This window comes from Cellulomonas sp. ACRRI (genome assembly GCF_022346185.1).
Classification (GTDB): domain Bacteria; phylum Actinomycetota; class Actinomycetes; order Actinomycetales; family Cellulomonadaceae; genus Cellulomonas.
Genome location: NZ_JAKRMS010000028.1, coordinates 1 through 20,684, shown reverse-complemented (window position 1 = coordinate 20,684; position 20,684 = coordinate 1). Strand labels below are relative to the sequence as shown.

General features: G+C 76.2%; 25 protein-coding genes. 17 read left to right on the top strand and 8 right to left on the bottom strand.

All coding sequences use genetic code 11. The annotated features are described in order from the left end of the window. Positions 1 to 42: 42 nt before the first annotated feature. The 4 genes from MHY85_RS07710 to MHY85_RS07695 are packed head-to-tail and all read left to right on the top strand — an operon-like array spanning position 43 to position 3,033. Positions 43 to 339, top strand: coding sequence for a hypothetical protein (locus MHY85_RS07710; RefSeq protein ID WP_239195143.1), 297 nt, complete (start codon positions 43 to 45; stop codon positions 337 to 339). Continuing rightward, positions 339 to 1,637: a hypothetical protein gene (locus MHY85_RS07705; RefSeq protein WP_239195141.1), complete on the top strand. Its 1,299-nt coding sequence runs from the start codon at positions 339 to 341 to the stop codon at positions 1,635 to 1,637. The genes MHY85_RS07710 and MHY85_RS07705 overlap by 1 nt, the downstream gene beginning before the upstream one ends. Next, a complete protein-coding gene (locus MHY85_RS07700; protein ID WP_239195140.1) occupies positions 1,634 to 2,437 on the top strand; it encodes a hypothetical protein in 804 nt (267 codons plus the stop codon). Before MHY85_RS07705 ends, MHY85_RS07700 begins: the two co-directional genes overlap by 4 nt. Next, positions 2,434 to 3,033 carry a hypothetical protein gene (locus MHY85_RS07695; protein WP_239195138.1) on the top strand — a complete coding sequence of 200 codons (600 nt, stop codon included), beginning with the start codon at positions 2,434 to 2,436 and terminating at the stop codon, positions 3,031 to 3,033. Before MHY85_RS07700 ends, MHY85_RS07695 begins: the two co-directional genes overlap by 4 nt. A 27-nt stretch (positions 3,034 to 3,060) precedes the next feature. Here the strand turns inward: MHY85_RS07695 and MHY85_RS07690 are convergent, their stop codons facing one another. Beyond that, complete coding sequence (locus MHY85_RS07690) at positions 3,061 to 3,801, bottom strand: class I SAM-dependent methyltransferase (RefSeq protein ID WP_239195136.1); 741 nt, start codon at positions 3,799 to 3,801, stop codon at positions 3,061 to 3,063. A 127-nt stretch (positions 3,802 to 3,928) separates the two neighbouring features. Next, positions 3,929 to 4,516 (bottom strand): TetR/AcrR family transcriptional regulator, encoded by a 588-nt coding sequence (locus MHY85_RS07685; RefSeq protein WP_239195125.1) that lies wholly within the window; start codon positions 4,514 to 4,516, stop codon positions 3,929 to 3,931. A gap of 98 nt (positions 4,517 to 4,614) precedes the next feature. On the opposite strand from MHY85_RS07685, the gene MHY85_RS07680 reads away from it, so the two are divergent. The 5 genes from MHY85_RS07680 to MHY85_RS07660 all read left to right on the top strand — a co-directional run bounded on the left by MHY85_RS07680 (position 4,615) and on the right by MHY85_RS07660 (position 8,669). Beyond that, the gene (locus MHY85_RS07680; protein WP_239195123.1) at positions 4,615 to 5,172 is read left to right on the top strand and encodes a TetR/AcrR family transcriptional regulator; all 558 of its coding nucleotides are present in this window, start codon (positions 4,615 to 4,617) and stop codon (positions 5,170 to 5,172) included. A 101-nt stretch (positions 5,173 to 5,273) separates the two neighbouring features. Further along, on the top strand, positions 5,274 to 5,882 hold the full coding sequence (locus MHY85_RS07675; protein WP_239195121.1) for an SRPBCC family protein: 609 nt from the start codon (positions 5,274 to 5,276) through the stop codon (positions 5,880 to 5,882). A 4-nt stretch (positions 5,883 to 5,886) separates the two neighbouring features. Then, complete coding sequence (locus MHY85_RS21790; RefSeq protein WP_308191335.1) at positions 5,887 to 7,104, top strand: MFS transporter; 1,218 nt, start codon at positions 5,887 to 5,889, stop codon at positions 7,102 to 7,104. A gap of 28 nt (positions 7,105 to 7,132) precedes the next feature. After that, a complete protein-coding gene (locus tag MHY85_RS07665; protein WP_239195118.1) occupies positions 7,133 to 7,552 on the top strand; it encodes a Dabb family protein in 420 nt (139 codons plus the stop codon). 136 nt (positions 7,553 to 7,688) lie between these two features. Beyond that, the gene (locus MHY85_RS07660) at positions 7,689 to 8,669 is read left to right on the top strand and encodes a DMT family transporter (RefSeq protein WP_239195116.1); all 981 of its coding nucleotides are present in this window, start codon (positions 7,689 to 7,691) and stop codon (positions 8,667 to 8,669) included. Here MHY85_RS07660 and MHY85_RS07655 read toward each other — a convergent pair. Together MHY85_RS07655 and MHY85_RS07650 are read right to left on the bottom strand one after the other, a co-directional pair. After that, the gene (locus MHY85_RS07655) at positions 8,614 to 8,943 is read right to left on the bottom strand and encodes a hypothetical protein (RefSeq protein ID WP_239195114.1); all 330 of its coding nucleotides are present in this window, start codon (positions 8,941 to 8,943) and stop codon (positions 8,614 to 8,616) included. The two genes, MHY85_RS07660 and MHY85_RS07655, sit on opposite strands and share 56 nt — an antisense overlap. A gap of 113 nt (positions 8,944 to 9,056) precedes the next feature. Beyond that, positions 9,057 to 9,302 carry a substrate-binding domain-containing protein gene (locus MHY85_RS07650; protein ID WP_239195112.1) on the bottom strand — a complete coding sequence of 82 codons (246 nt, stop codon included), beginning with the start codon at positions 9,300 to 9,302 and terminating at the stop codon, positions 9,057 to 9,059. On the opposite strand from MHY85_RS07650, the gene MHY85_RS07645 reads away from it, so the two are divergent. From MHY85_RS07645 to MHY85_RS07630, 4 genes are all read left to right on the top strand, one after another. Continuing rightward, positions 9,229 to 9,531: an ADP-ribosyltransferase gene (locus MHY85_RS07645; protein WP_239195110.1), complete on the top strand. Its 303-nt coding sequence runs from the start codon at positions 9,229 to 9,231 to the stop codon at positions 9,529 to 9,531. The genes MHY85_RS07650 and MHY85_RS07645 overlap by 74 nt on opposite strands. A gap of 5 nt (positions 9,532 to 9,536) precedes the next feature. Then, entirely contained in the window at positions 9,537 to 9,794 is a 258-nt protein-coding gene (locus MHY85_RS07640) for a hypothetical protein (protein ID WP_239195108.1), read from the top strand. Continuing rightward, a complete protein-coding gene (locus MHY85_RS07635; protein ID WP_239195106.1) occupies positions 9,791 to 10,321 on the top strand; it encodes a hypothetical protein in 531 nt (176 codons plus the stop codon). Before MHY85_RS07640 ends, MHY85_RS07635 begins: the two co-directional genes overlap by 4 nt. A 143-nt stretch (positions 10,322 to 10,464) precedes the next feature. Further along, positions 10,465 to 10,713, top strand: coding sequence for a hypothetical protein (locus MHY85_RS07630; RefSeq protein ID WP_147795687.1), 249 nt, complete (start codon positions 10,465 to 10,467; stop codon positions 10,711 to 10,713). Between the two features lie 4 nt (positions 10,714 to 10,717). Here the strand turns inward: MHY85_RS07630 and MHY85_RS07625 are convergent, their stop codons facing one another. Together MHY85_RS07625 and MHY85_RS07620 are read right to left on the bottom strand one after the other, a co-directional pair. Continuing rightward, positions 10,718 to 12,961, bottom strand: coding sequence for a DEAD/DEAH box helicase (locus MHY85_RS07625; protein WP_239195104.1), 2,244 nt, complete (start codon positions 12,959 to 12,961; stop codon positions 10,718 to 10,720). Then, positions 12,958 to 13,410, bottom strand: coding sequence for a hypothetical protein (locus tag MHY85_RS07620; RefSeq protein ID WP_239195102.1), 453 nt, complete (start codon positions 13,408 to 13,410; stop codon positions 12,958 to 12,960). Before MHY85_RS07620 ends, MHY85_RS07625 begins: the two co-directional genes overlap by 4 nt. 92 nt (positions 13,411 to 13,502) lie before the next feature. Here MHY85_RS07620 and MHY85_RS07615 point away from each other — a divergent pair, with 92 nt between their 5' ends. Genes MHY85_RS07615 through MHY85_RS07605 form a run of 3 tightly spaced genes read left to right on the top strand, consistent with a single transcriptional unit; the run spans position 13,503 to position 16,258 of the window. Beyond that, the gene (locus tag MHY85_RS07615) at positions 13,503 to 14,651 is read left to right on the top strand and encodes a zinc-dependent alcohol dehydrogenase (RefSeq protein ID WP_239195091.1); all 1,149 of its coding nucleotides are present in this window, start codon (positions 13,503 to 13,505) and stop codon (positions 14,649 to 14,651) included. 14 nt (positions 14,652 to 14,665) lie between these two features. Further along, positions 14,666 to 15,226, top strand: a complete 561-nt coding sequence (locus tag MHY85_RS07610) for a hypothetical protein (protein WP_239195089.1) — start codon at positions 14,666 to 14,668, stop codon at positions 15,224 to 15,226. A 33-nt stretch (positions 15,227 to 15,259) separates the two neighbouring features. After that, positions 15,260 to 16,258 carry a pirin family protein gene (locus MHY85_RS07605; protein WP_239195087.1) on the top strand — a complete coding sequence of 333 codons (999 nt, stop codon included), beginning with the start codon at positions 15,260 to 15,262 and terminating at the stop codon, positions 16,256 to 16,258. Between the two features lie 19 nt (positions 16,259 to 16,277). Here MHY85_RS07605 and MHY85_RS07600 read toward each other — a convergent pair whose 3' ends face one another. Next, entirely contained in the window at positions 16,278 to 16,877 is a 600-nt protein-coding gene (locus tag MHY85_RS07600) for an NADPH-dependent FMN reductase (protein ID WP_239195085.1), read from the bottom strand. Positions 16,878 to 17,136: 259 nt separating this feature from the next. Between MHY85_RS07600 and MHY85_RS21785 the strand changes: the two genes are divergently transcribed. After that, on the top strand, positions 17,137 to 19,770 hold the full coding sequence (locus tag MHY85_RS21785; protein ID WP_239195083.1) for a LuxR C-terminal-related transcriptional regulator: 2,634 nt from the start codon (positions 17,137 to 17,139) through the stop codon (positions 19,768 to 19,770). On the opposite strand, the gene MHY85_RS07590 is transcribed toward MHY85_RS21785, so the two are convergent. Then, a complete protein-coding gene (locus tag MHY85_RS07590) occupies positions 19,736 to 20,149 on the bottom strand; it encodes an OsmC family protein (RefSeq protein ID WP_239195081.1) in 414 nt (137 codons plus the stop codon). The genes MHY85_RS21785 and MHY85_RS07590 overlap by 35 nt on opposite strands. Positions 20,150 to 20,684 lie beyond the last annotated feature (535 nt).

The window sequence follows — 20,684 nt, the reverse complement described above, 5'->3', positions numbered from 1 at the left end:
TCTGACACGCGCACGACCGCAACACCCGGGGGTACGGAACGCATGAGTGTGGACGTCTCGATCGCGGCGCTGGACACCGCCGCGTCCGAGCTGGAGACGGTGGCGGAGGAGCTGCAGGCGCTGGACGTCGCCGGCGCGTTCGTGGGGATCGAGGCGGCGCTGCCCGGCTCGGCGGTCCCGGACGCCGCCGTGTGGGTGTCGACGCGCGTCGCCGCCGCGGTGCAGGTGCTCGGCGACAACATCCGGGCGATGTCGGCCAGCGCCTCCGGGTCCGCCGACGGCTACCGCCAGGCGGACGGCTCCGTGCAGAGCCGGTTCGGCGCGATGGGGACGTTCTGATGGCCGCGCTCACCCTGGAGGTGGTGCGGAGCTGGCGGCCCGAGGCGCTCGCGGAGGCCGCGACCGGCGTGGGCACCGCGCAGCAGGCCGTCGACGCGCAGGTCCAGGCGGCGAAGTCCGCGATGACCCGGTTGAGCGACCACTGGCAGGGGGACGCCGCCCAGGCCGCGGCGCAGCGGATGGCGAGCGAGGCGACCACAGGGTTCGCGCTGGCGGACGCGCTGGAGTCGGCGCGCTCCGCGCTCGCGTCCGGCTCCACGGACCTCGGCCGCGCGAAGTCGGCGGTGCTGTCGACGGTCGACGCGGCGACCGCTGCCGGGTTCACCGTCGCGGGCGACGGACGGGTCACCGCGCCGACGCTGCCGCCGGTGATGACCGCCGCGGGTGACCCCGACGGCGCGGGCGCACAGCGGGACGCCGAGCAGCGCGCGCTCAACGCGGAGGCGCAGGAGCACGCCGACGCGATCGCCACCGCGCTGCAGGACGTGGCGACGACGGACCAGCAGGTCGCGGACAAGCTGTCCGCCGTCGAGGTGCCCCAGACGTTGCAGTCGGCGGTCGACGCCTACCTGCAGCGCGCGTTCGCGAGCGGCGACGTCATCGGCGCGCTCGGCTCGGTCGGGGCCGGCGGCGTCGCCCTGGCGCAGGTGATCAAGGGCGTCATGAAGTCGGCGACCAAGGGCAAGGCGTTCCTGGACTTCCTCCGGGCGTCCGGCGCACCGATCACGCACTACCAGGCGATGCTCGACAACTTCGCCAAGGCCGACGCCGCGATGGACGTGTTCAAGAACGGCAAGGCGCTCAACCCGACGCTGGCGCGCCTGCTCGGTCCCCAGGCGACGTCCGCGATGCGGGTGGCCGGCAAGGCGTTCCTCCCGCTGACCGTGCTGACCGGCCTCGCCGACACGGTGACCGGTGGCGGCTACGACGGCGCCCGCGGTTGGGCGACCCGGGGCTTCGGCCTCGCGGGCGCTGCCGGCGCCGGCACGCTCATCGCCGTCGGCACGGGCGCGCTCGCCCTCGGCCCGGTCGGCCTGGCCGTCGCCGGCGGTGCGGTGCTGGCCTACGGCGCCTGGAGCGTCGGCGACCTGATCTGGGACAACCGCGAGGCGATCGGCGACTTCGTGTCGACGGCGGGCAAGGCCGTCTGGGACGGCGCGACGACCGCGTGGAACGCGACGACGGACGCGGTGTCGGACGCCGCCGACTGGGCGGGGGACCAGGTGGACAAGGCCAAGGACGCGGTGTCCGACTTCGGCAAGGGCGCGCTGAGCGTGCTCTCGGGCGGGCTGCTGTGAGCGCCGCGCCCGAGGCGGCGGCCGCGCCGGAGACCCCCGGCGCCCCGGTGCCGGTCGAGGTGCTGACCGACGAGGAGCTGGCGATCCTGGCCGGCCCCGGCGGCCTCGTCGTCGCGCCCTACCTGGCCACGCTGCCCGACGCCGACCGCGAGGTCGCCCTGCGCACCGCCTACCGCGGGCTGCTCGCGCGCGGCATCGTCGACCCGCCGACCCCTGCGGCGCTCGCGGCCGCCGTCGGCGAGCCGACCGTCGAGCTCCAGGTCCGCCAGGACGTGCTGTCGCTCGTCGCCCTGCGGCGCGGCGCCTCGGCGACGGTGTGCGTCGCCCGGTCGACCGTCCTCGGCCAGGACTACTGGTACGCCCACGTCGTCCGCGACGTCGTGCTGGTCGAGCAGGTGACGACCGACGGGCAGCACCGGTTCGCGCTCGCCGCCGCCGGCACCCTCGGCGACCTGCTGCTCGACGCGGCCGCGCACCCGGAGACGGCCGACGGCACCGGGCCGGAGATCGAGGTCGCCGACCCCGACGAGCCGCCGACCGAGGTCGTCGAGCACCTCGGGTCTGCGCTGGTGCGCGCCGACGTCGTCGTGCGGGTGCCGGACGACCGGGAGCCGGAGCTGCTCGGGCTGTTCACCGGGCCGGGCGGGGCGTGGGTGCTGTCCGCGCGGGAGGCGTCCGGGGGGCCCGTGGTCGCGCGGCCGCTGACCCGGGCGGCGCTGGAGGCGCAGGTGCGGGAGCTCGCGGAGCGGGCCGTGTCGACCGCGGCAGCGGTGGCGTCGGCGGCGGCCGGGACGCGATGACCGAGAGCCTGGTCCGGATCCCGGCCTTCTCGTCGCGGTCGTCGCGGCGGTGGATCGTCGCGACGGCCGTCGGGGTGGTCGCCGTGCTGGGCTACCTCTGGGTCGCGCAGCCCGAGAACCGGGTCTTCCTGCTGCTGATGATCCCGCTGGCGCTGTACTTCGCGGCGCTGGTGTGGCAGTCGACGTGGCTCGACCCCGTCGCCGGCTCGCTGGTGCGGGTCCGGTGCCGGGTGTGGCGCCGCGAGGTGCGGCTCGAGCCGGGCACGGCGGTGTCGCTGGTGCCGAACGGTGGTGGCGCGCTCCTGCTCAGGGCGAAGGCGGCGCGGGGTCGGGCGCTCTTCGTGTCGCTCGTGGCGCGGACCGACTACCTCGACCAGTCCCAGCCGCCCGCCCTGCTGCGGCAGATCGCCGATGCCGTCGAGCAGCACCGCGCCGGCGGCGCGCGCCCGGTCGCCGAGGCGCTGCGCAAGCAGGCGGCCCACCTGGAGGCGGGCGGGACCGTCGCGAGCTCGCCGCTCGCCGGGCTGATCACGACCGGCGCGCTCACCGCCGCGAAGGCCGGTGGCGCCGGCGCGATCGGCGGCCACCTGGGCTGACGGACACCACCCCGATCAGGCGGCTGGCTACCGGCGCGCCTCGATGAGGTGCCGCGTCGAGTGCGCCACGACCGGCCGCCCGGCCCGCATCTCGGCGTCGAGCGCCCGCAGCGTGTCCTCGTAGCGGTCGACCGAGAAGTCCGGCACCCACCACACGCACTTCCGCAGCACCCAGATGACCGCGCCGACGTCGTCGAACTCCATCCGGCAGGTCGCCCGCCGCAGGTCCACGACGGTCAGCCCGGCGCGCTCGGCGTCGGCCGCCTCGTCGTCGGGGTCGCGCGCGACGGGCCCCGGCACGGGCCCGACGAACCGCTCGATCAGCTCGAACGCCGACCGCGGCCCGACGTGCTGCCCGAGGTAGGTGCCGCCGGGCCGCAGCACGCGGTGGATCTCCGCCCAGTCGGGACGCACGGGGTGCCGGGAGGTGACCAGGTCGAACGAGGCGTCGGGCAGCCGCACCCCGTCGCCGGGCTCGACCACCTCGACCCCGCGGGGAGCGAGGAGGCTCCGGGCGCGGCGGGCGTTCGGCGGCCACCCCTCGGTGACGACCATCCGCGGCGGGAGCACCGGGGCCTCGGCGACGACCTCGCCGCCGCCGGTGTCGACGTCGAGCGCGGAGTCGGCGCGCGCGAGGCGGTCGGCGAGCAGGCGCGCGTAGCCCCACGGCGGGCGCTCCTCGGTGGCGCGGCCGTCGAGCCAGCCGAAGCCCCAGCCGGTGACGTCGGCGGCGACGGCCTCGGCGGCCAGGTCCTCGAACGGGCGCATCGCGGCATCGTCGCACCGTGGGCGGGGCGCGGTCGCGGCCTTTCCGTCGAGGTCGAGGGTTCGCGCCGAGGTCGAGGGCTTCAGCGGCCCTGCGCGCGGGAACCCCTCGACCTCGGCAGGGGACGCCTCAGGACCGGGCCGCGAGCAGTGTCGCCGCCACGTCCCGCGCGCGGGTGAACGGCCGGTCGAACGTCCCCATCCCCACGGTGACGATCGCGCCCTCGTAGACCAGCATCAGCGCCCGCGCGGTGTCCTCCGGGTCCCGCACGCCGGCCTCCCGGCACAGGTCGACGAGCAGCCCGACCTGCCACGCCTTCTCCGCGGCGACCTCCGCGAGCACGGCGTCCCCGTCGCCGGCGGACGACTCGGCCCGGGCGTTGATCGCGCTGCAGCCCCGGGGGCTGTTCGCCGCCGACCAGGACTCCGCGGCGTCGAACACCGCCAGCATCCGGTCCGGTCCCGGGGCCGGCACGCGGTCCAGCACGGCGAGCAGGTGCGCGCGCCACCGCGCGTCGCGCTCCCGCAGGTAGGCGACGACCAGGGCCTCCTTCGACCCGAACCGGTCGTAGAGGGTCTTCTTGGTGACACCCGCGGCCTCGGCGATGCCGTCGACGCCGACGGCGTGGATGCCGCGCTCGTAGAACAGCTCGGACGCGGCGTCGAGGACGCGGCGCGCGGCGGGGGTCAGCGGGGCGGCGGGCTCGTGCGCGACCATGCGCCGGAGTATACCGAACGGTCTACCGACCTCGCGTGGGCCCGAGCGAGCGGCGGAGGGGTTGCGCATCGGCAGAGAGTGAATGTACAGTCACTCACATGACACGAACGACGCTCTCCACCGCGGACCTCCGCCGGCCGGTCGTCGCCGCGGCGGCCGTCCAGGAGTTCGCCCGCGGCGGTTACCACGGCACGACCATCGCCGACGTGGCCCGCGCCGCCGCGATCTCCCCGGCCTACGTGGTGAAGCTGTTCCCGACCAAGGAGCGCCTGTTCGTCACCGCCCTCGAGGCCTGCTTCGACCGGGTCGTCGAGGCGATCGCCGCCGGCGCCGACCGCGCCGAGGACACGTCCCCGGACGGCATCCTGTCCGCGATGGGGGAGGCCTACGCCCACCTCATCGCCGACCGCACCCTGCTGATGCTCCAGGTGCACGCGCAGTCCGTGGCCGACCTCCCCGAGATCGGAGAGGCGCTCCGCGCGGGCCTGCGCGAGGTCGTCGACTTCGCCAAGGACCGGTCGCGCGGCTCCGGCGAAGCCGTGCAGCGCTTCATCGCGTACGGCCAGCTGTGCCACCTGATCGTCACCGCGCAGGTGGACCAGGTCCCCGAGGCCTGGGCCCGCCTCCTCGTCGAGGGCATCCGGCACCCCGGCTGACCCCCGCTCGCCCGGCCCATGCTGCTGAGCCGCCGCTCTTCGCGGCGGCCCAGTGAGTGGCTGTTCACTCTCTCTTCCACCTCACATCAGGAGAACGTCTCATGACCACCCACGACACCATCCCCACCACGATCGACGAGTCCGCGACGGTGGTGGTGCGCCGCGAGATCCGGGTCGCCGCCCCGGTCGACCTGGTCTGGCGCCTGCACACCGACGTGGCCCGGTGGCCCGCCTGGCAGACCGACGTGGAGTCCGCGCAGGTCGACGGCCCGCTCGCGCCGGGGTCGTCCTTCCGGTGGCGGACCCACGGGCTGGACGTCACCTCGACCGTCTACGCGCTCGACGCCCCGCACCGCATCCTGTGGGGCGGCCCCGCCCAGGGGATCGACGGCATCCACGAGTGGACCTTCACGGCCGACGGCGACGGGACGGTGGTGCGGACCGCCGAGTCCTGGGAGGGCGACCCGGTCCGGCAGGACGCGGCGAACCTGCGCGCGGCGCTCGACGCGTCGCTCGGTGCGTGGCTCGAGCGGCTGCGGGCCGAGGCCGAGGTCAAGGTGGCCCGGCGGGCGCGCAGGGCGCGCCGCCGGCGGTGGGCGAAGGCCCTGGCCTGGGCGTCGCTCGGGCTGACCGGTCTGTTCGTCCTGGCCGAGCCCTGGCTGCTCGTGCCGGTCGTCCTGTTCGTCGTCGCGCTGAGCCTGTGGGACTGACGCCGTGACCGCCCCCACGCAACGCGACCCCCGTCGCACCTCGGCACGGGCCGGCGTCGCGCCCGGTCGACCGGCACGTGCAGCGGTGCTCGCCGCGGCGGCGCTGACGATCATGGCCCCGGCCCTGATAGCCCCGAGCCTGCCGGCGATGGCCGACCACTTCGGGGACGACACCCTGGTCCGGCTCGCGTTGACCGTCACCTCGCTGGCCATCGCGGCCGGCGCGCCGCTCGCCGGCGTGCTCGCCGACCGGTTCGGGCGCCGCCCCGTCCTGGTCGGCGGGCTCGGCGTCACCGCGGGCACCGGAACGGCCGGGCTCCTGGTGGGCGACCTCGGTGCGCTGCTCTCGACGCGCGCCGTCCTCGGCCTCGGCGTCGGTGCGGTCACCACGGCGGTCGGCGCCCTGCTGACCGACTGGTTCCGCGGTCCGCGACGCGCCGCCTACCTGGGCTACCAGCAGGCCGCCGCGAGCCTCGGCGGGGTGCTGCTCCTGCCGCTGGCGGGCCTCCTGGCCGGCACGGGCTGGCGCGCGCCGTTCTGGCTCCACGCCCTTGCGGCTCCGGTCGCGGCCCTGGTGCTGGTGGCCGTCCCGCGGACCGGATCCGCCCCCGCCCGCCCGGTCCCGGGCGACGGGGGCCGGCCGTCCGGCGGGCCGCGCCCGCGCACCGCCGGTCGGGTCCTGGGCCTCTACCTGCTCGCGCTGGCGGCGACGGCGGTGTTCTACCTGGCGCCCACCCAGCTGCCGTTCCTGCTGGGCGACCTCGGTGCGGGACCCGGCGTCGTGGGCGTCGCGATCGCCGGGTCGACGCTGTCGAGCCTGATCGGCTCGCTCGCCTTCCCGGCCGTGCGGCGGCGCCTGACGCCGACCGCGATCACGATCACCGCGCTGCTCCTGCTGGGGGTCGGGTGGCTCGTGGTCGGCCGGGCGACGGGGATCGCGCCGGTCGTCGCCGGGCTGCTGGTCGGCGGGCTCGGCGTCGGCCTCACGGTGCCGAACCTCAACCTCCGCCTCGGCGACCTCGCCGCGGACGGACGCCGCGGCCGGGTCCTGGCGGGGCTCGTGACCGGCATCTTCCTCGGGCAGTTCCTGTCGCCGCTGGCGGCGGGGCCGCTCGTGGCGCTCCTCGGGCCGGGCGGCACGTTCGTCGCCGCCGGGCTCGCCACCACCGCCGGTGCGCTCGTCGCGGCACCGGTCCTGCTCCGGCCGCGCCGCGGCCGCTGACCCGCACCACCACCGAGAGGAAACGACCATGATCGTCCACGGCAACCGCTTCACCATCAAGCCCGGCGTCACCCCCGAGCAGCTGGAGGAGGCGCTCGAGAGCCTGCGCCAGCAGGGCCGGGTCATCCCGTCCGTGCGTTCGTTCGTCGTCGGCCGGGACTTCGGCGGCGAGTACGAGTGGGGCGCGACCTTCGTCATCGAGGACCTCGACGGCTACTGGGAGTACCTGATCCACCCGGCGCACCGGAACACCGACCGCGTGGGCCTGCCCCTGGTCGACCGGTTCGCGTCGTTCGACATCACGGACGACGAGGACCCCGACATGGGCGCGAAGATCGCCGCGCTGCACCAGCGCCGGTACGACGCCGACGCCACCCTCACCGAGCTCGTCTCGGGCCTCGGGGAGTACACCGGGTCCGCGGCGCCGGGGCCGCACGGGCAGGACTGATCTCCCGTGCCGCACTGCGCCGGGCCGGCCCGCGGGGCCGGTCCGGCGCGGTCGTGCGTCGACCGGCCGACGCCGGCGAGGGAGCGCGAGGGCGTCCACCGGGCGGTCCGGTAAACCGATCGGTATAGTCGCGTCGATGGGTAGACAGGTCGGTGTACTCGGGCAGGTCGCGACCGCGCTGGCGGCCGCGGCGTTCGTCGGGAGCTGGAGCTCGGGGTTCGTCATCGCGAAGGTGGCGACGGTCGACGTCGCGCCGCTGACCCTGCTGGTCTGGCGGTTCGTCCCGGTCGCGGTCGGGCTGCTGGTCGTGACGCTGGCGACCGGTGCGGCCCGCGCGGTGCCGCACGCCGACCTGCGCCGGCAGGCGGTGATCGGGCTGTTCGCGCAGCTCGGCTACGTGGTGCTCGTGTACGCGGCGATCGCCGCGGGCGTGGCGACGGGGACCACCGCGCTCATCGACGCGGTGCAGCCGCTGGTGGTGGCGACGCTCGTCGGGCCGCTGCTCGGCCTGCGGGTGCGGGGGGCGCAGTGGGCCGGCCTGGCGGTCGGCGCGGTCGGGGTGCTGCTCGTGGTGCGGTCGCAGCTCGGCGGGTCGCAGGCACCCGCGGCGGCGTACCTGCTGCCGCTCGCGGCGATGGCGTGCCTCGTCGCCGCGACGTTCCTCGAGCGCCGGTCGCCCGCGCGGCCGCCGGTGCTCGTCGTGCTCACGGTGCAGGTGGTGGTGACGGCGGCGGCGCTGCTGGTCGCGGCGGCGGTCGCCGGGGAGCTCGCGCCGCCGGCGGACGGCGCGTTCTGGGTGGCCACGGCGCTGGCCGCGGTGTTCCCGACGCTCGTCGCCTACGGGCTGTACTGGTGGCTGCTGCGCCGGATCGGGGTGACGGCGCTCAACGCGCTGCTGTTCCTGGTCGCGCCGGCCACCGCGGCGGCGGGCGCCGTCGGGCTGGGGGAGTCGCTGACCGCGGTGACGGTCGTGGGGTTCGAGCTGTGCGCGGCCGGGGTGGCCGTGGTGCTGGCGGTCGAGGCGCGGGCCGCGCGGGCGGCGGCACCCGCGCCCGCGCCCGTCAACGCCGCCGCGCAGCCCGCCCCGCCCCGAACGGGCCCCCGAACACGATCGTGATCCCCAGGACGAACCCGAAGTCGTACCAGTTCCCCGAGTTGAACACCTCGTACGGGGAGACGGTCCGGGTGAACAGCGACACGATCCACGTGACCGGCAGGATGATCCCGTGCCAGAGCCCGAGCCAGAACCCCGCGGGCTCCTCGGCCCCTGGCGGCGCCTGACCGACGTCGGGGTTCACGCCCGCGGCGCAGGCGGCGAGCAGCAGCACGGTCGCGGCGGCGACCCCGACGGCGAGGGCGATCCGGGTGCGCGGCCTGCGGCGGGTCTCCATGCCGGTCATCGTGGCAGCGCCCCTCGCAGCACGGGCCTCCGATCGCCGAGATGGCAACTCTCGGCTGTGTGCGGGCGCCCGCGCACAGCCGAGAGTTGCCATCTCGGCGGGAGTCAGGCGCGCGTGCTCTCGCGGGGGTGCACGGTGTGCGGGGCCGTGACCTCCACCGCGGGGGTGTCCGGGTCCGTGATCCGGGCGGCGATGCGCGCCACCGCCTCGCGGGCGATGAGCGGCGTGTCCAGCGAGACCGTCGACAGCGTGGGGCGCGAGTACCGGCCCTCCTCGATGTCGTCGATCAGGTCGGAGTGGCAGAAGATCGCGTCCGGCAACCACGTCAGCGACCCGGCGTTCTGGAGCACGTCCACCGAGGCGCGTATCGCCGAGGAATTCCGGCGGCGAAACGGCGGCAACGCGTTCATCACCGTCGAGGGACGGAGCGGGGTGGACGTCCAGCCGCTCTCGCACTTCGGGAGAGAGGCAGAGATCCTGATGCCACCGGGCACGGTGTTCGAGGTGCGTGACGCCCAGCTGATCGGCGAGGGCGCCTCCAGCTTCTGGTCGTTCGTCGGACGTGAGGTGGCACGATGAGCCGGATGGACGACGCGACGCAGGACCCCCGGCCGGATCCGCGCACCTGGAGCTCCGACGACCTCGACGGGCTCTCGCCCGACGAGCGCAGGCGACAGGTCGAGGCGATGCTGCGACGCGCGCTCGAGGAGAGCTCGGAGCGTGTCGGAGAGCTGCGGGCGGGGGACATCAGCGACCGCAAGGGCGCTCTCCCCACGGTCACCGAGTTGGTGTCGACGCCCGAGGAGCGCGCCGCACGCGCGGAGCAGGACCGCCGCCGATGAGCAGCCCGCTGAGCAGCTTCCTCGACGCCCTCGCCAAGCTCCCCGAGTTCAACGGCATCACCTTCCGCGGGCTGGCGGCCGGCGAGCCGCTGCCCCACGCCGTCGGCGTCCTCGCGGGCGTCGTCTCGTCGTCGCGCAGCGCGCGGGTCGCGACGGAGAACTTCTCCGCGGCCCGGCTGCTCGTCCTGCTGAACCGGACGGGGCGCAGCATCGCCGAGTTCTCGGAGCACCCCGGGGAGGGCGAGGTCGTCGTCCGTCCCGGCACGGTCTGGCGCGCGCTGATCGAGGTCACCGTCACCGGCACCGAGGTCCCCGTGCTGGTGCTGGAAGAGCTCGACCCCTCGGGGACGACGCCTGCCCCGACCGAGTGGGGCGACACCCTGGACGAGCTCGCGACCCGGGTCGTGCGCCTGGTCCAGCAGGGGCTGGCCACGGACGCGGTGCCCGTCGCCGTGCCGGGCAAGTACGTCGGGCCCTGGCCGACGCAGCCGCTCCCGGCGCAGAGCGGCCCCGCGGCGTCGCGCTGAGCACAGGCGGGTGGACGATGGCGCGCCAGACGTGGCGGCTCCGCCCGCCGCGCGGTCGCCCGACGGCGCCGGCGTGCGCCCACCGGGACGCACGCCCGGACGCCGGTTCGCGTCCGCCGGGCGTCACCGTGTACACAGTGCCTATGAGCGGGGTCCTGGTCTACGCCGACAAGATCGACGAGAACGCGGCGGAGGTCCGCTACGAGGTCCGCCGCGACCAGCCGGACGGCCAGGTCGACGGCGTCCTGGTGATCGAGACCTCGGGCGACCGGAACACCTGGCACGTCGAGGGCAGGAACGCGTCCAGCGCGCTCGCCGGCCTCGTGGTCGGGCGCGCGGTCCGGCACCGCGGCGAGCAGGGCGCCTGGCCCGACCGGGTCGCGCAGCAGTAGCCCCCTACTCCGGGGCGGCCGCCAGCTCGTCCCACACGGGCCCGTAGCCGAGGCGCGCCTGCTCCATCGCGACGACCTCCCGCGCCAGCCCCGCCTCGGTCACGTCGACCGCCGCGACGGCCGCCGCCGCGACCGAGGACTCCCGGACGTAGGCGTCGAACACCCGCCGCTTGCCCGCCAGCAGCTCGACGATCCGCTCGTCCACGCCGTCCTCGGCGAGCAGCCGGTGCGCGACGACGGCCCGCACCTGGCCCATCCGGTGCAGCCGGGCGACGGCCTGCGACTCCGCGGACGGGGTGAGCTGCGGCTCGCAGAGCACCGCCACGGACGCGGCCTGGAGGTTCAGCCCGACGCCGCCGACGGTGATCTGCGCGACCAGCACGCCGTCGCGCGGCCCGGCGGAGAACGCGTCGATGACGGCCTGGCGCTCGTCGGCCGGCACGTCCCCGGTCAGCGGCCCGAACACCCGGGGGGCGCCCGGCCCGGCCCCCAGCGCCCCGGCGACGACGTCCAGCACGTCCCGGAAGTACGAGAACACGACCGTGCGCTGCCCGTTCACCCCGGCCTCGGCGACGACCTCGCGCAGCCGGCCGAGCTTGGTCGACTCGCCCGGGTCGGCCGTGAGCCAGGCCGCGCGGCGCATCGCCATGAAGTTCCCGCTCGCCACCGCGGCGCGGTACACCTCCTCGCCGGCGGGGGACAGGTCCTCCCACTCGTCGACCAGGACCAGGTCCGGCAGCTCCACCAGCACGTCGGCCTGGTTCCGGCGCAGGTAGACCGGCGCGACGTCCCGGCGGAAGGTGTCGGCGCCGACGAGGCCCAGGTGCCGGGGGAGCGACCCCGCGAGGTCCGGGTCGAGGAGCCGCACGAGGGCCACGAAGTCGTCGATGCGGTTGTCCATCGGCGTGCCGGTCAGCAGCAGCACCCGCCACACCGCCGACGCCCACGCCGCCACCGCCCGGGACCGCTGGGCCTCGGGGTTCTTCACGTAGTGCGCCTCGTCGACGACCAGCATCGCCACCCCGTCGGCGCCGTCGAGCGGCACGTGCGGCAGGCCCTCGAACGTCGTCACGCCGATGCCGCCCTCGGCGTGCCAGCGCGCGACCGCGGCCGCGCGGTCCGGCCCGTGCAGGCGGTGCCCGCTCAGGGTGGTCTTCGCGTCGATCTCGCGCAGCCAGTTCACCAGCACCCCGGCGGGGCAGACGACGAGGAACCGTCGCTCGCCGCCGGCCGCCAGGTGCGCGATCGCGGCGAGCGCCTGGACGGTCTTGCCGAGGCCCATCTCGTCGCCGAGCAGCGCCCGGCCCTGGTTCAGCGCGAACCGCGCGCCGAACTCCTGGTAGCCGCGCAGCGGGACCCGCACGGCCGCCAGGTCGAGCGGGTGCGCGGCGACGCGTTCGGCGAGCTCGGCGGTGAGCAGGCCGCGGGCGGCGAGCACGTCCTGCGCGAGCGGCACGATCGTGCCGAGCACGCCGTACAGCTCGGCCGCGCGGCGCTCGAAGACCTCCCACAGCGCGGGCCCGTCGGTGTCGGGCGCGGCGCAGGCGGCGGCGAGCCGGTCGATCGTCGCGGCCAGGCCGCCCGCGTCCAGCGTGACGTCCCAGCCCGCCAGGGCCGCCAGCGCCCGGCGCGCGCGATCCTTCGTCGCCCGCCGGGACAGCGCGAACCGCAGCCGGCCCGCGGCGGGTGCGGCGGACGCGGCGTGCACCGGCACCGCCGACGCGTAGGCGGTGAGCGCCTCGCGGTGCGGCTCGATGAGCGGGCGCAGCCGGAGCAGCCGGTCCAGCAGCCGCAGCACCTCGGCCGTGGTCGCGGTGTCGGGGCGGCCGGACCGGTCCACCTCCAGGCGCACCGGCACCCCGGCCCGCACCGCCTCGGCGAGCTGCTGCACCGCGGCCACCACGCTGCGCGCGGTCTGCGTCCCGACGCCCGGGACCTCGTCCAGCGCGGCAGCGGGGACCCCGAGCAGGTCGGCGGCCGTGGCGTACCCGGCGTCCGTCAGGGCCCGCAGCCGCAGGTTCCGGTCGGTCATCGCGCCGAGCTGCTCGACGGGGACGACGCCCAGCTCGGCGCGGACCCGCTGCTCGCGGTCGGCCTCGACGAGCGCGGCCACGCGCACGGTCGCGCCGTCGACGTGGTCGAGCACCGCGCGGGCGCTGTCGGCCAGGGCGCCGTGCCGGGCCAGCAGATCCCGCGCGGCGGCGCCGGGCTCGACCGGGGCGGGCTCGGCGAGGGGCGCGGTGCTCATCGCCCGTGGTGCGTCGGCGCGGGCGTCGGGCTCGCCGCCGGGGTGGGGACGGCGGCCGCCTCGGTCACCCGCACGGTCAGCACGTCGCACTGCACCGGGGACGACGCGGCGCACACCCCGCCCGGCACCAGCCACACCTCGACCCGGTCGCCGTCGCGGAGGTCGTCGACCGTCGCCTGGGAACCGTCGGCCCCGAGCACGGACGGCTGCCCGCTGCGCCCGGCGAGCGGCATCCCCTCGTAGGAGGGCTCCGACGCCCGGACGAGCGTCCCGCCGGCGACCTCCCCGGTGACGTCCGGCGTCGGCTGCCCGCCGAGGTGCTCGGACGCGGACGGCGCGGGGGCCGCCGGGGAGCCTGCCGGGCCGCAGCCGGCGGTCAGCGCCGCCGCGGCGGCGAGCAGGGGCGCGCCGAGCAGGGCGGCAGCGGGGCGGCGGCGAGGAACGGGCACGGACCGATCGTCGCATCCGCCGCCCGTTCGGGATGCGGTCGCGGCGCGGGGTGCGCAGGCTGAGGTGTCCGAGCCGGAGGAGGGGGACATCGATGCGCGCCATGGTGTACCGCGGGCCGTACAAGGTCCGCGTGGAGGAGAAGGACGTCCCGAGGATCGAGCATCCCAACGACGCGATCGTGAAGGTCGTGCGGGCGGCGATCTGCGGGTCCGACCTGCACCTGTACCACGGGATGATGCCGGACACCCGGATCGGGCACACGTTCGGCCACGAGTTCATCGGGGTGGTCGAGCAGGTCGGCTCGTCGGTGCAGCACCTGCAGGTCGGCGACCGGGTGATGGTGCCGTTCAACATCTACTGCGGGACGTGCTTCTTCTGCTCGCGGGGCCTGTACTCGAACTGCCACAACGTGAACCCGAACGCGACCGCGGTCGGCGGCATCTACGGGTACTCCCACACGACCGGCGGCTACGACGGCGGCCAGGCGCAGTACGTGCGCGTGCCGTTCGCGGACGTCGGCCCGCAGAAGATCCCGGACTGGCTGGAGGACGAGGACGCGCTGCTGATGACGGATGCGCTGTCCACCGGCTACTTCGGGGCGCAGCTCGCGGACATCCGCGAGGGTGACACGGTCGCCGTGCTCGGCGCGGGCCCGGTCGGCCTGTTCGCGGCCCGGTCGGCCTGGCTGATGGGCGCGGGCCGGGTCGTCGTGATCGACCAGCTCGACTACCGGCTCGAGAAGGCGGAGGAGTTCGCCTACGCCGAGACCCGGAACTACACCGAGTACCAGGACATCGTCGTCGAGATGAAGAAGGCCACCGACGGCCTCGGCTTCGACCGGGTGATCGAGGCGGTCGGCGCGGAGGCGGACGGCAACCTGATCCAGCACGTCACCGCGGCCAAGCTCAAGCTGCAGGGCGGGTCCCCGGTCGCGCTGAACTGGGCGATCGACGGCGTCCGCAAGGGCGGCACCGTGTCCGTGATGGGCGCCTACGGCCCGATCTTCTCCGCCGTGAAGTTCGGCGACGCGATGAACAAGGGCCTGACGCTGCGGATGAACCAGGCGCCGGTGGCACGGCAGTGGCCGCGGCTGCTCGAGCACATCCGGAACGGCTACCTCAAGCCGTCGGACATCATCACGCACCGCATCCCGCTCGAGCACATCGCCGAGGGGTACCACCTGATGTCGTCGAAGCTCGACGGCATGATCAAGCCGGTCATCATCCCGGACGAGGGCTGAGGGGAGCCACGACCATGCCGTACCGCGCCGAGAAGCCGCCGCTGCCCGAGACCCCGGAGCAGCTCCGCGCCCGCATCCCCGGCTGGGGTGCCGACCTCGACCCCGCCGACCGCCCGTCGTACCCGCGCGAGCGGTCCGACCTGACCACCGGCGCGCACTGGGACTTCCCGGAGCGCCAGCCGGAGCCGTACCCGCGCGAGCGGTCCGTCGAGCACACGCAGCTGCCGCCGGTGTTCGGCACCGCGCAGCCGCTGCACGGCCCCGCCGGGGCGATCCGGCGGTACGCGTACGACCGGTTCAGCGAGGGCCGCGCGGCCCACTGGCTGCTGCTGATCGCCGCGGACCGGGTGGAGTCGACGACCGAGCACCTGAAGTCGTTCGCGAGCACCCGGCCGGACAACCCGATCACCGAGACGGGGATCCTGTCCGAGCCGCGGCGGCACCCGATCGCCTCGCGGAAGGGCCGGGTCGACGTCCGGCACCAGGTGCTGGACCCGCTGATCGTCGCGGGCCCGTGGATCGCCGGCGGCCTCGCGGCGGTCGCGGTGCTCCGCCGGCTGACGAAGAGCAGCTGACCCCTCGCCGCGCCGGGAGATTACGCTCGCGGCATGACGAATCTGGAGGCCGTCGCCGCCGAGCGCGTGTGCAGCCCGGGCGGCGCGGCCGGGGGCGCCGCCGGGTTGCCCGCCGGGTTCGAGCTGCTCGAGCCGCGCGACGTCCCGCTCGGCGGCATCCGGGCGATGTCGGTGCGCCGCACCCTGCCGCAGCGCGCCCGGTCGTTCGTGGGCGCCTGGTGCTTCCTCGACCACTACGGCCCGGACGACGTCGCGGCGACCGGCGGCATGCGCGTCCCGCCGCACCCGCACACCGGGCTGCAGACGGTGTCCTGGCTGTTCTCGGGCGAGATCGAGCACCGCGACAGCCTGGGCACCCACTGCCTCGTCCGCCCCGGCGAGATGAACCTCATGACCGCCGGCCGCGGCATCAGCCACTCCGAGGACTCCACCGACGCCACGAGGGTGCTGCACGGCGTCCAGCTGTGGACCGTGCTGCCCGAGGCCGACCGCGGCGCGCCGCCCGCGTTCGAGCACCACGTGCCGCCGGTCGTCCCGCTCGACGGCGGCGAGGCGCGGGTGTTCCTGGGCACGCTCGCCGGGTCCACGTCGCCGGTGCGCACGTTCAGCCCGCTCGTCGGCGCGGAGGTGCGGCTGCGGCCCGGGGCCGCGCACACGTTCCAGGTCGACCCGGCCTTCGAGCACGCGGTGCTCGTCGACTCCGGGTCGCTCACGGTCGACGGGGTGGACGCCCCGCCGGCGCACCTGCTCTACCGGGAGCCCGGCGCGACGGCGCTCACCCTCACCGCGACCGGTGCCGGTGAGGCGCGGGTGCTGCTGATCGGCGGGCTGCCGCTCGGCGAGCAGATCGTCATGTGGTGGAACTTCATCGGGCGGGACCACGACGAGGTCGTCGCGGCGCGGGCCCGGTGGCAGGCCGAGATCGCGGACCCGGAGGCGCCCGCGCCGGGGTTCGGGCGCGTGCAGGGGCACCCGCACGCGCCGCTGCCGGCGCCGCCCATGCCCGAGCTCCGGCTCCGGCCCCGCGCGTAGGCCGCCCGGGTCGGTGCGGTCACGCGACCGGCATCGCCTCCGGGTCGCCGATGTGCCCCGGGGCGTTCGCCGCGAGCACCCGCTGGACGAACGCGCAGTACTCGGCCATGTAGTGCCGCAGGAACTGCGCGAGGGAGTCGTCCAGCAGCGTGCCGTCCTCCGCGAACGTGCCCGGCTCGACCTGGACGTAGACCTCCGGGGCGTTCAGCTGGGGCGCGTCCAGGAAGCTGAGCACGCCGCGCATGGACGACTGCATCACCGCGGTGCCGATCTTGCCGATCGAGGCCCCCGCGATGCCGGTCGGCTTCCGGGCGAACGCGTTCGTGCCCCACGGCCGCGAGCCCCAGTCGATCGCGTTCTTGAGGGCCCCGGGGATCGAGCGGTTGTACTCCGGGGACACGAACAGGATTCCGTCGGAGCCCTCGATCGCGGCTTTGAGTGCCCGGGCCTCGGCGGGGTAGTCGGCGTCGTGGTCCGGGCTGTAGAGCGGGAGCCCGCCGATGGGGATCTCGCGGAACTCGAGCTGCTCGGGCGCCAGGGAGATCAGGGCGTCCGCGAGGGTGCGGTTGATCGAGGTGCTCGACAGGCTGCCGACGAAGTAGCCGATGGTGTACGACATCGCGTTCCTCCCGTCCGGGACGGGAGCCCGGCGGACCCCCGCGTGCTCCAGCGTCGCACCGCCCGGCCCGGGGTGCGCGGCGGCGCGGGTGCCGCACCGCGGAGGCTGCGTAGGTGGGGATCGGCGGGTGTCCACCCGCCCCGGACGACCCGCCGCGCCGAGCCCGGCCCCCTTGCGTAGGTGCCCCCGACCACGTCCCTGAGTGGTGCCGCAGTCGACACAGTGCGTGTCCGGGGGTCGATACACACGGAGGCTGACGGTGGAGGCTGAGGGTTTCGGGTTGACGGTCGCGGCGGCGCAGCGGTGGCTGCCGCTCGGTCGTGACGTCCTCGTGCGCGGCGACCGCGGCGCGGGCAAGACCACGGTGCTGGAGGGGCTGCTCGCGGACGCGTCGCGGCGCGGCGTGACGGGCATCCTGCTGCGCGCGGGCGGGTCGCGGCCGCTGTCCGCCCTGCTGGACCACGCGTCGGCCTCGGTGCGCGTGCCGGACGAGGCCGCGCTGGCCGACTGGCTGACCGACGAGCTCCGGGCCCGGCGCAGCGTGCTCCTGGTCGACGACGCCGACCGGATGGACGACGCCAGCCTCGGCGTGGCCCGGCGCGTGCTCGGCCGCACCGGCTCGCTGCTGGTCGCCGCGTGCACCGCCGACCCGCTGCGGGCGCCCGGCGGCGGGCTGCGCGACCTCCTGCTCGGGCGCGCCCCGGCCGAGGTGCGGGTGCAGCCGTTCGGCTTCCGCGCGGTCGCCGCCCTGCTGGAGTCGGTGCTGGGCGCCCCCGCCGACGCCGGGCTGACCTCGTCCGTCATGGCCTCGACCGGGGGCAACCCGCGCGCGGTCGTGGCGCTCGCGGACGCCGCGCGCGCGGCCGGCGCCCTGCGCCGGCACGACGGGCTGTGGGTCGAGGACGGCACCCTGGGCGAGGTGCCCGCGGACGCGGTCGCGTACATCTTCCTGTCCGGCCTCGGGCCGGCCTGCGTCAGCGCGCTCGAGACGCTCGCCAGCGCGGGACCCGTGCCCGCCGGCGTCGCGGGCCGGCTCGTCGACCCGGCGGCGCTCGCGGCGCTGTCCGACCACGGCCGGGTGGTGGGGCACGAGCTCACGGGGGCCGGCGAGGTGCTCGCCGTGTCGCCGCCGCTGCTCGCGCGGGCGCTGCGCGACCGGGTGTCGCCGTACCGCCGTCGCCGGCTCGCGGAGCACCTGGCGACGGAGGGCGGCGCGCTCGCCGCGTCCGCCACCCCCGTCGACGACCTGACGACCGTGCTGCTCGCCGCCCCGTCGGGCGAGGGCGGCGCGCCCGAGTGGGTCGCGCAGGTCGCCGGCCTGGTGAACGAGCGCGCCGTCGCGGAGGAGGGCGCCCGGCGCTCGGAGTGGCTGGCGCAGCCGACCCTCGCCACGGCGAACGCCTACCTCGCGGCGCTCATGCGCCGGCCGGCCGCCGAGCAGCTCGACGAGGTGTTCGCACGGGTGGTCCCGGGCGAGCACGACGACGCCGGCGAGCGCGCCGTCTTCGCGTTCTACCGCTCGCGCTGGGCCGCCTGGGCGGGGATCACGGGGCCGGTGGCGGCCGCCGCCGAGGGCGCGGGCGGCGCGGACGACGGGCCCCCCGGGGAGGCGGCGCCCGCGGGCGCGGCACCGGAGGCCGCGAGAGCCGGGCGGGCGGGTGCCGACCGGGTGGATCCGCCGCCGTCCCGGGCCGCCGAGGAGGCGGCCCCCGACCCCGACCTCGCGCCGGTGGCCGACCTCGGCGGGCTGAAGACGCGCCTGCTGCGCGAGCTCGCGGCGGGCCGGAGCCCCGCGGAGGTCGCGACCGAGCCGGAGCCCTCGGCCCTGGTGCCGTTCTCCCGGGGCTGGCCGTCGGTGCTGCGCGCCGCTGCGCTGCTCGAGGCGGGCTGGCCCGCCGCCGCGCTCGAGGTCGTCGACCGGGCGGACATGGCGCGCGCCGGCGCCGAGCCGCGGCACTACCTCGCGGCGCTGCGCGGCCAGGCCCTGCTGCAGGCCGACCGGCTGGACGAGGCCGAGCAGTGGCAGCGCCGGATGCTCGACGCCGCCTACGACGAGGTGGACGCCCTGGCGATCCGCGTGCACGCCAGCATGCTGGCCGAGGTGCTGTACGCCTCGTCGCAGACCGCGGCGGCCTGGCGGGCGGTCAGCACGGCGCTGCGCCTCGGCGCCCCGGGGCCGGTCGGCACCACCTTCTACCGCCGCGGCCTCACCGTCGGCGCGGTGATCCAGGCGCACGCCGGCAACCTCACCCTCGCGCAGGTGCTGGTGCGCGAGCTGGACCGCTCGCCCGCAGGCGACCACCCGCTGCTCCGCTCCAACCGCCCGCTGGCGCACGCGGCCCTCGCGGCGGCGTCGGGCGAGCCGCTCGTCGGCCAGCGCATCGCGCGCCAGGCGGCCCGCGCGTACACCGCGGAGGGGCTGCTGCAGCCCGCGCTGCTGTGCTGGACGCTCGGCACCGGGGACCTGGACGCGGAGCGCGCCCGCGCCGTCCGCGACCTGGTCGCCCGCACGGACGTCCCGGTGCTCGCCCCCTACGCGCAGGTGGTGCTCGGCCTCGTCGACGGCGACCGGCAGGTCGTCGCCGGGGCCGTCGCGCGCACGAGCGCGGCCACGGCACCGGCGCTCGCCCGCGCCGCGGAGCAGTTCCTCGGCGTCCAGGAGGGCACCCCGCGGCCCGCGCGGGCGCCGGTCACCCGCCTCGGCAGCGTCCGGTCCGAGGCGCTGTCGGCCCGCGAGCAGGAGGTGGCGGTGCTGGCGCGGGAGGGGCTCAGCAACCGGCAGATCGCCGACCAGCTCTACCTGAGCGTGCGGACCGTCGAGAACCACATGAGCCGCGCGCTGCGCAAGCTCGGGCTGGTCAGCCGGTCCGAGCTGACGGAGTGGGCCGGCTGACCGGCACGCCCTGACGCAGGGCGCGCGGGATCTCGGCGACCTCGTCGACGACCGCGAGCAGCCGCGCCACCTCGGCGTCGGTCGCGGTGGTGTCGAGGCGCACGTCGTAGCGGACGCCGGTCGACGCCCAGGTCTCCGGCGCGAACCCGCCGCGCGCCGTCACCGCCGCGCCGGCGAGTGGCAGGTCGCGGGCGTGCGCCTCGCGGTAGACGTCGTTGAGCACGCAGCCCGCCACCGCGAGGTGCAGCAGGTGCGCGCCCGTGAACGTCACGGACGCCCGGACCCCGCCCGGGGTCCAGCGGTGGGGCAGCGCGACCCCGTCGCCGTCCGCGGGCGCCAGCGTCCCGGCGCCGACCGTGACCGCGAAGTCCTCGGGCACCGGCGGTCCTCCCCTCGGTGGGCGGGTCGCCGGCAGCGTATCGCCGGGCGTCGCGGCGCGGACGGCCACCTAGTCCCCGGGCTCCCTGGCGCTCACCCGCCGGGCCGCACCCCTCAGTGCGCGGCCTCCTGCCACTCAACGAACCCGTCGTGGGCACTCACAGCCCGCTGGTGGGGTGCCGCGGGCGCCTTGAATAGAGGACGTCGCAGGGCCTGCAGCGGCTGACAGGCCCTGCGACGTCGAGGTCTCCGGTGTCCGGCACCGCCCCCCGTCGGGCACCGGGGCCCTCGTCGTCGGGCCCGCGCCGGATCGTGATCTCGGTCACGAGCGCAAGAGCCGACCTGCGGCGATGCTCTTCGTCTGTGACCAGGCTGTGTGAGCGTTCACCCCGGGGGACGCCAGGTTGTTGACCGCTGCACCATCGAGGGCCATAGTTCATTCCCGACGGTGCGCATCGCCTGCCCCCTGCGCGGTGCGCACCGTTCACTAAGCCCCCTCGCCCCGCCCGTCGAGCACCCGGGGCGACCGGGGGGGC

Excerpts from the sequence above, each read along its gene's own strand:
- MHY85_RS07630 (WP_147795687.1), top strand. The coding sequence starts at position 10,465 with ATGAGCGGGGTCCTGGTCTACGCCGACAAGATCGACGAGAACGCGGCG.
- MHY85_RS07635 (WP_239195106.1), top strand. The coding sequence starts at position 9,791 with ATGAGCAGCCCGCTGAGCAGCTTCCTCGACGCCCTCGCCAAGCTCCCC.
- MHY85_RS07660 (WP_239195116.1), top strand. The coding sequence starts at position 7,689 with ATGGGTAGACAGGTCGGTGTACTCGGGCAGGTCGCGACCGCGCTGGCG.
- MHY85_RS07605 (WP_239195087.1), top strand. The coding sequence starts at position 15,260 with ATGACGAATCTGGAGGCCGTCGCCGCCGAGCGCGTGTGCAGCCCGGGC.
- MHY85_RS07695 (WP_239195138.1), top strand. The coding sequence starts at position 2,434 with ATGACCGAGAGCCTGGTCCGGATCCCGGCCTTCTCGTCGCGGTCGTCG.
- MHY85_RS07645 (WP_239195110.1), top strand. The coding sequence starts at position 9,229 with ATGTCGTCGATCAGGTCGGAGTGGCAGAAGATCGCGTCCGGCAACCAC.
- MHY85_RS07625 (WP_239195104.1), bottom strand. The coding sequence starts at position 12,961 with ATGAGCACCGCGCCCCTCGCCGAGCCCGCCCCGGTCGAGCCCGGCGCC.
- MHY85_RS07600 (WP_239195085.1), bottom strand. The coding sequence starts at position 16,877 with ATGTCGTACACCATCGGCTACTTCGTCGGCAGCCTGTCGAGCACCTCG.
- MHY85_RS07655 (WP_239195114.1), bottom strand. The coding sequence starts at position 8,943 with ATGGAGACCCGCCGCAGGCCGCGCACCCGGATCGCCCTCGCCGTCGGG.
- MHY85_RS07680 (WP_239195123.1), top strand. The coding sequence starts at position 4,615 with ATGACACGAACGACGCTCTCCACCGCGGACCTCCGCCGGCCGGTCGTC.
- MHY85_RS07705 (WP_239195141.1), top strand. The coding sequence starts at position 339 with ATGGCCGCGCTCACCCTGGAGGTGGTGCGGAGCTGGCGGCCCGAGGCG.
- MHY85_RS07665 (WP_239195118.1), top strand. The coding sequence starts at position 7,133 with ATGATCGTCCACGGCAACCGCTTCACCATCAAGCCCGGCGTCACCCCC.
- MHY85_RS07640 (WP_239195108.1), top strand. The coding sequence starts at position 9,537 with ATGGACGACGCGACGCAGGACCCCCGGCCGGATCCGCGCACCTGGAGC.
- MHY85_RS07675 (WP_239195121.1), top strand. The coding sequence starts at position 5,274 with ATGACCACCCACGACACCATCCCCACCACGATCGACGAGTCCGCGACG.
- MHY85_RS07610 (WP_239195089.1), top strand. The coding sequence starts at position 14,666 with ATGCCGTACCGCGCCGAGAAGCCGCCGCTGCCCGAGACCCCGGAGCAG.
- MHY85_RS07615 (WP_239195091.1), top strand. The coding sequence starts at position 13,503 with ATGCGCGCCATGGTGTACCGCGGGCCGTACAAGGTCCGCGTGGAGGAG.
- MHY85_RS07690 (WP_239195136.1), bottom strand. The coding sequence starts at position 3,801 with ATGCGCCCGTTCGAGGACCTGGCCGCCGAGGCCGTCGCCGCCGACGTC.
- MHY85_RS07710 (WP_239195143.1), top strand. The coding sequence starts at position 43 with ATGAGTGTGGACGTCTCGATCGCGGCGCTGGACACCGCCGCGTCCGAG.
- MHY85_RS07685 (WP_239195125.1), bottom strand. The coding sequence starts at position 4,516 with ATGGTCGCGCACGAGCCCGCCGCCCCGCTGACCCCCGCCGCGCGCCGC.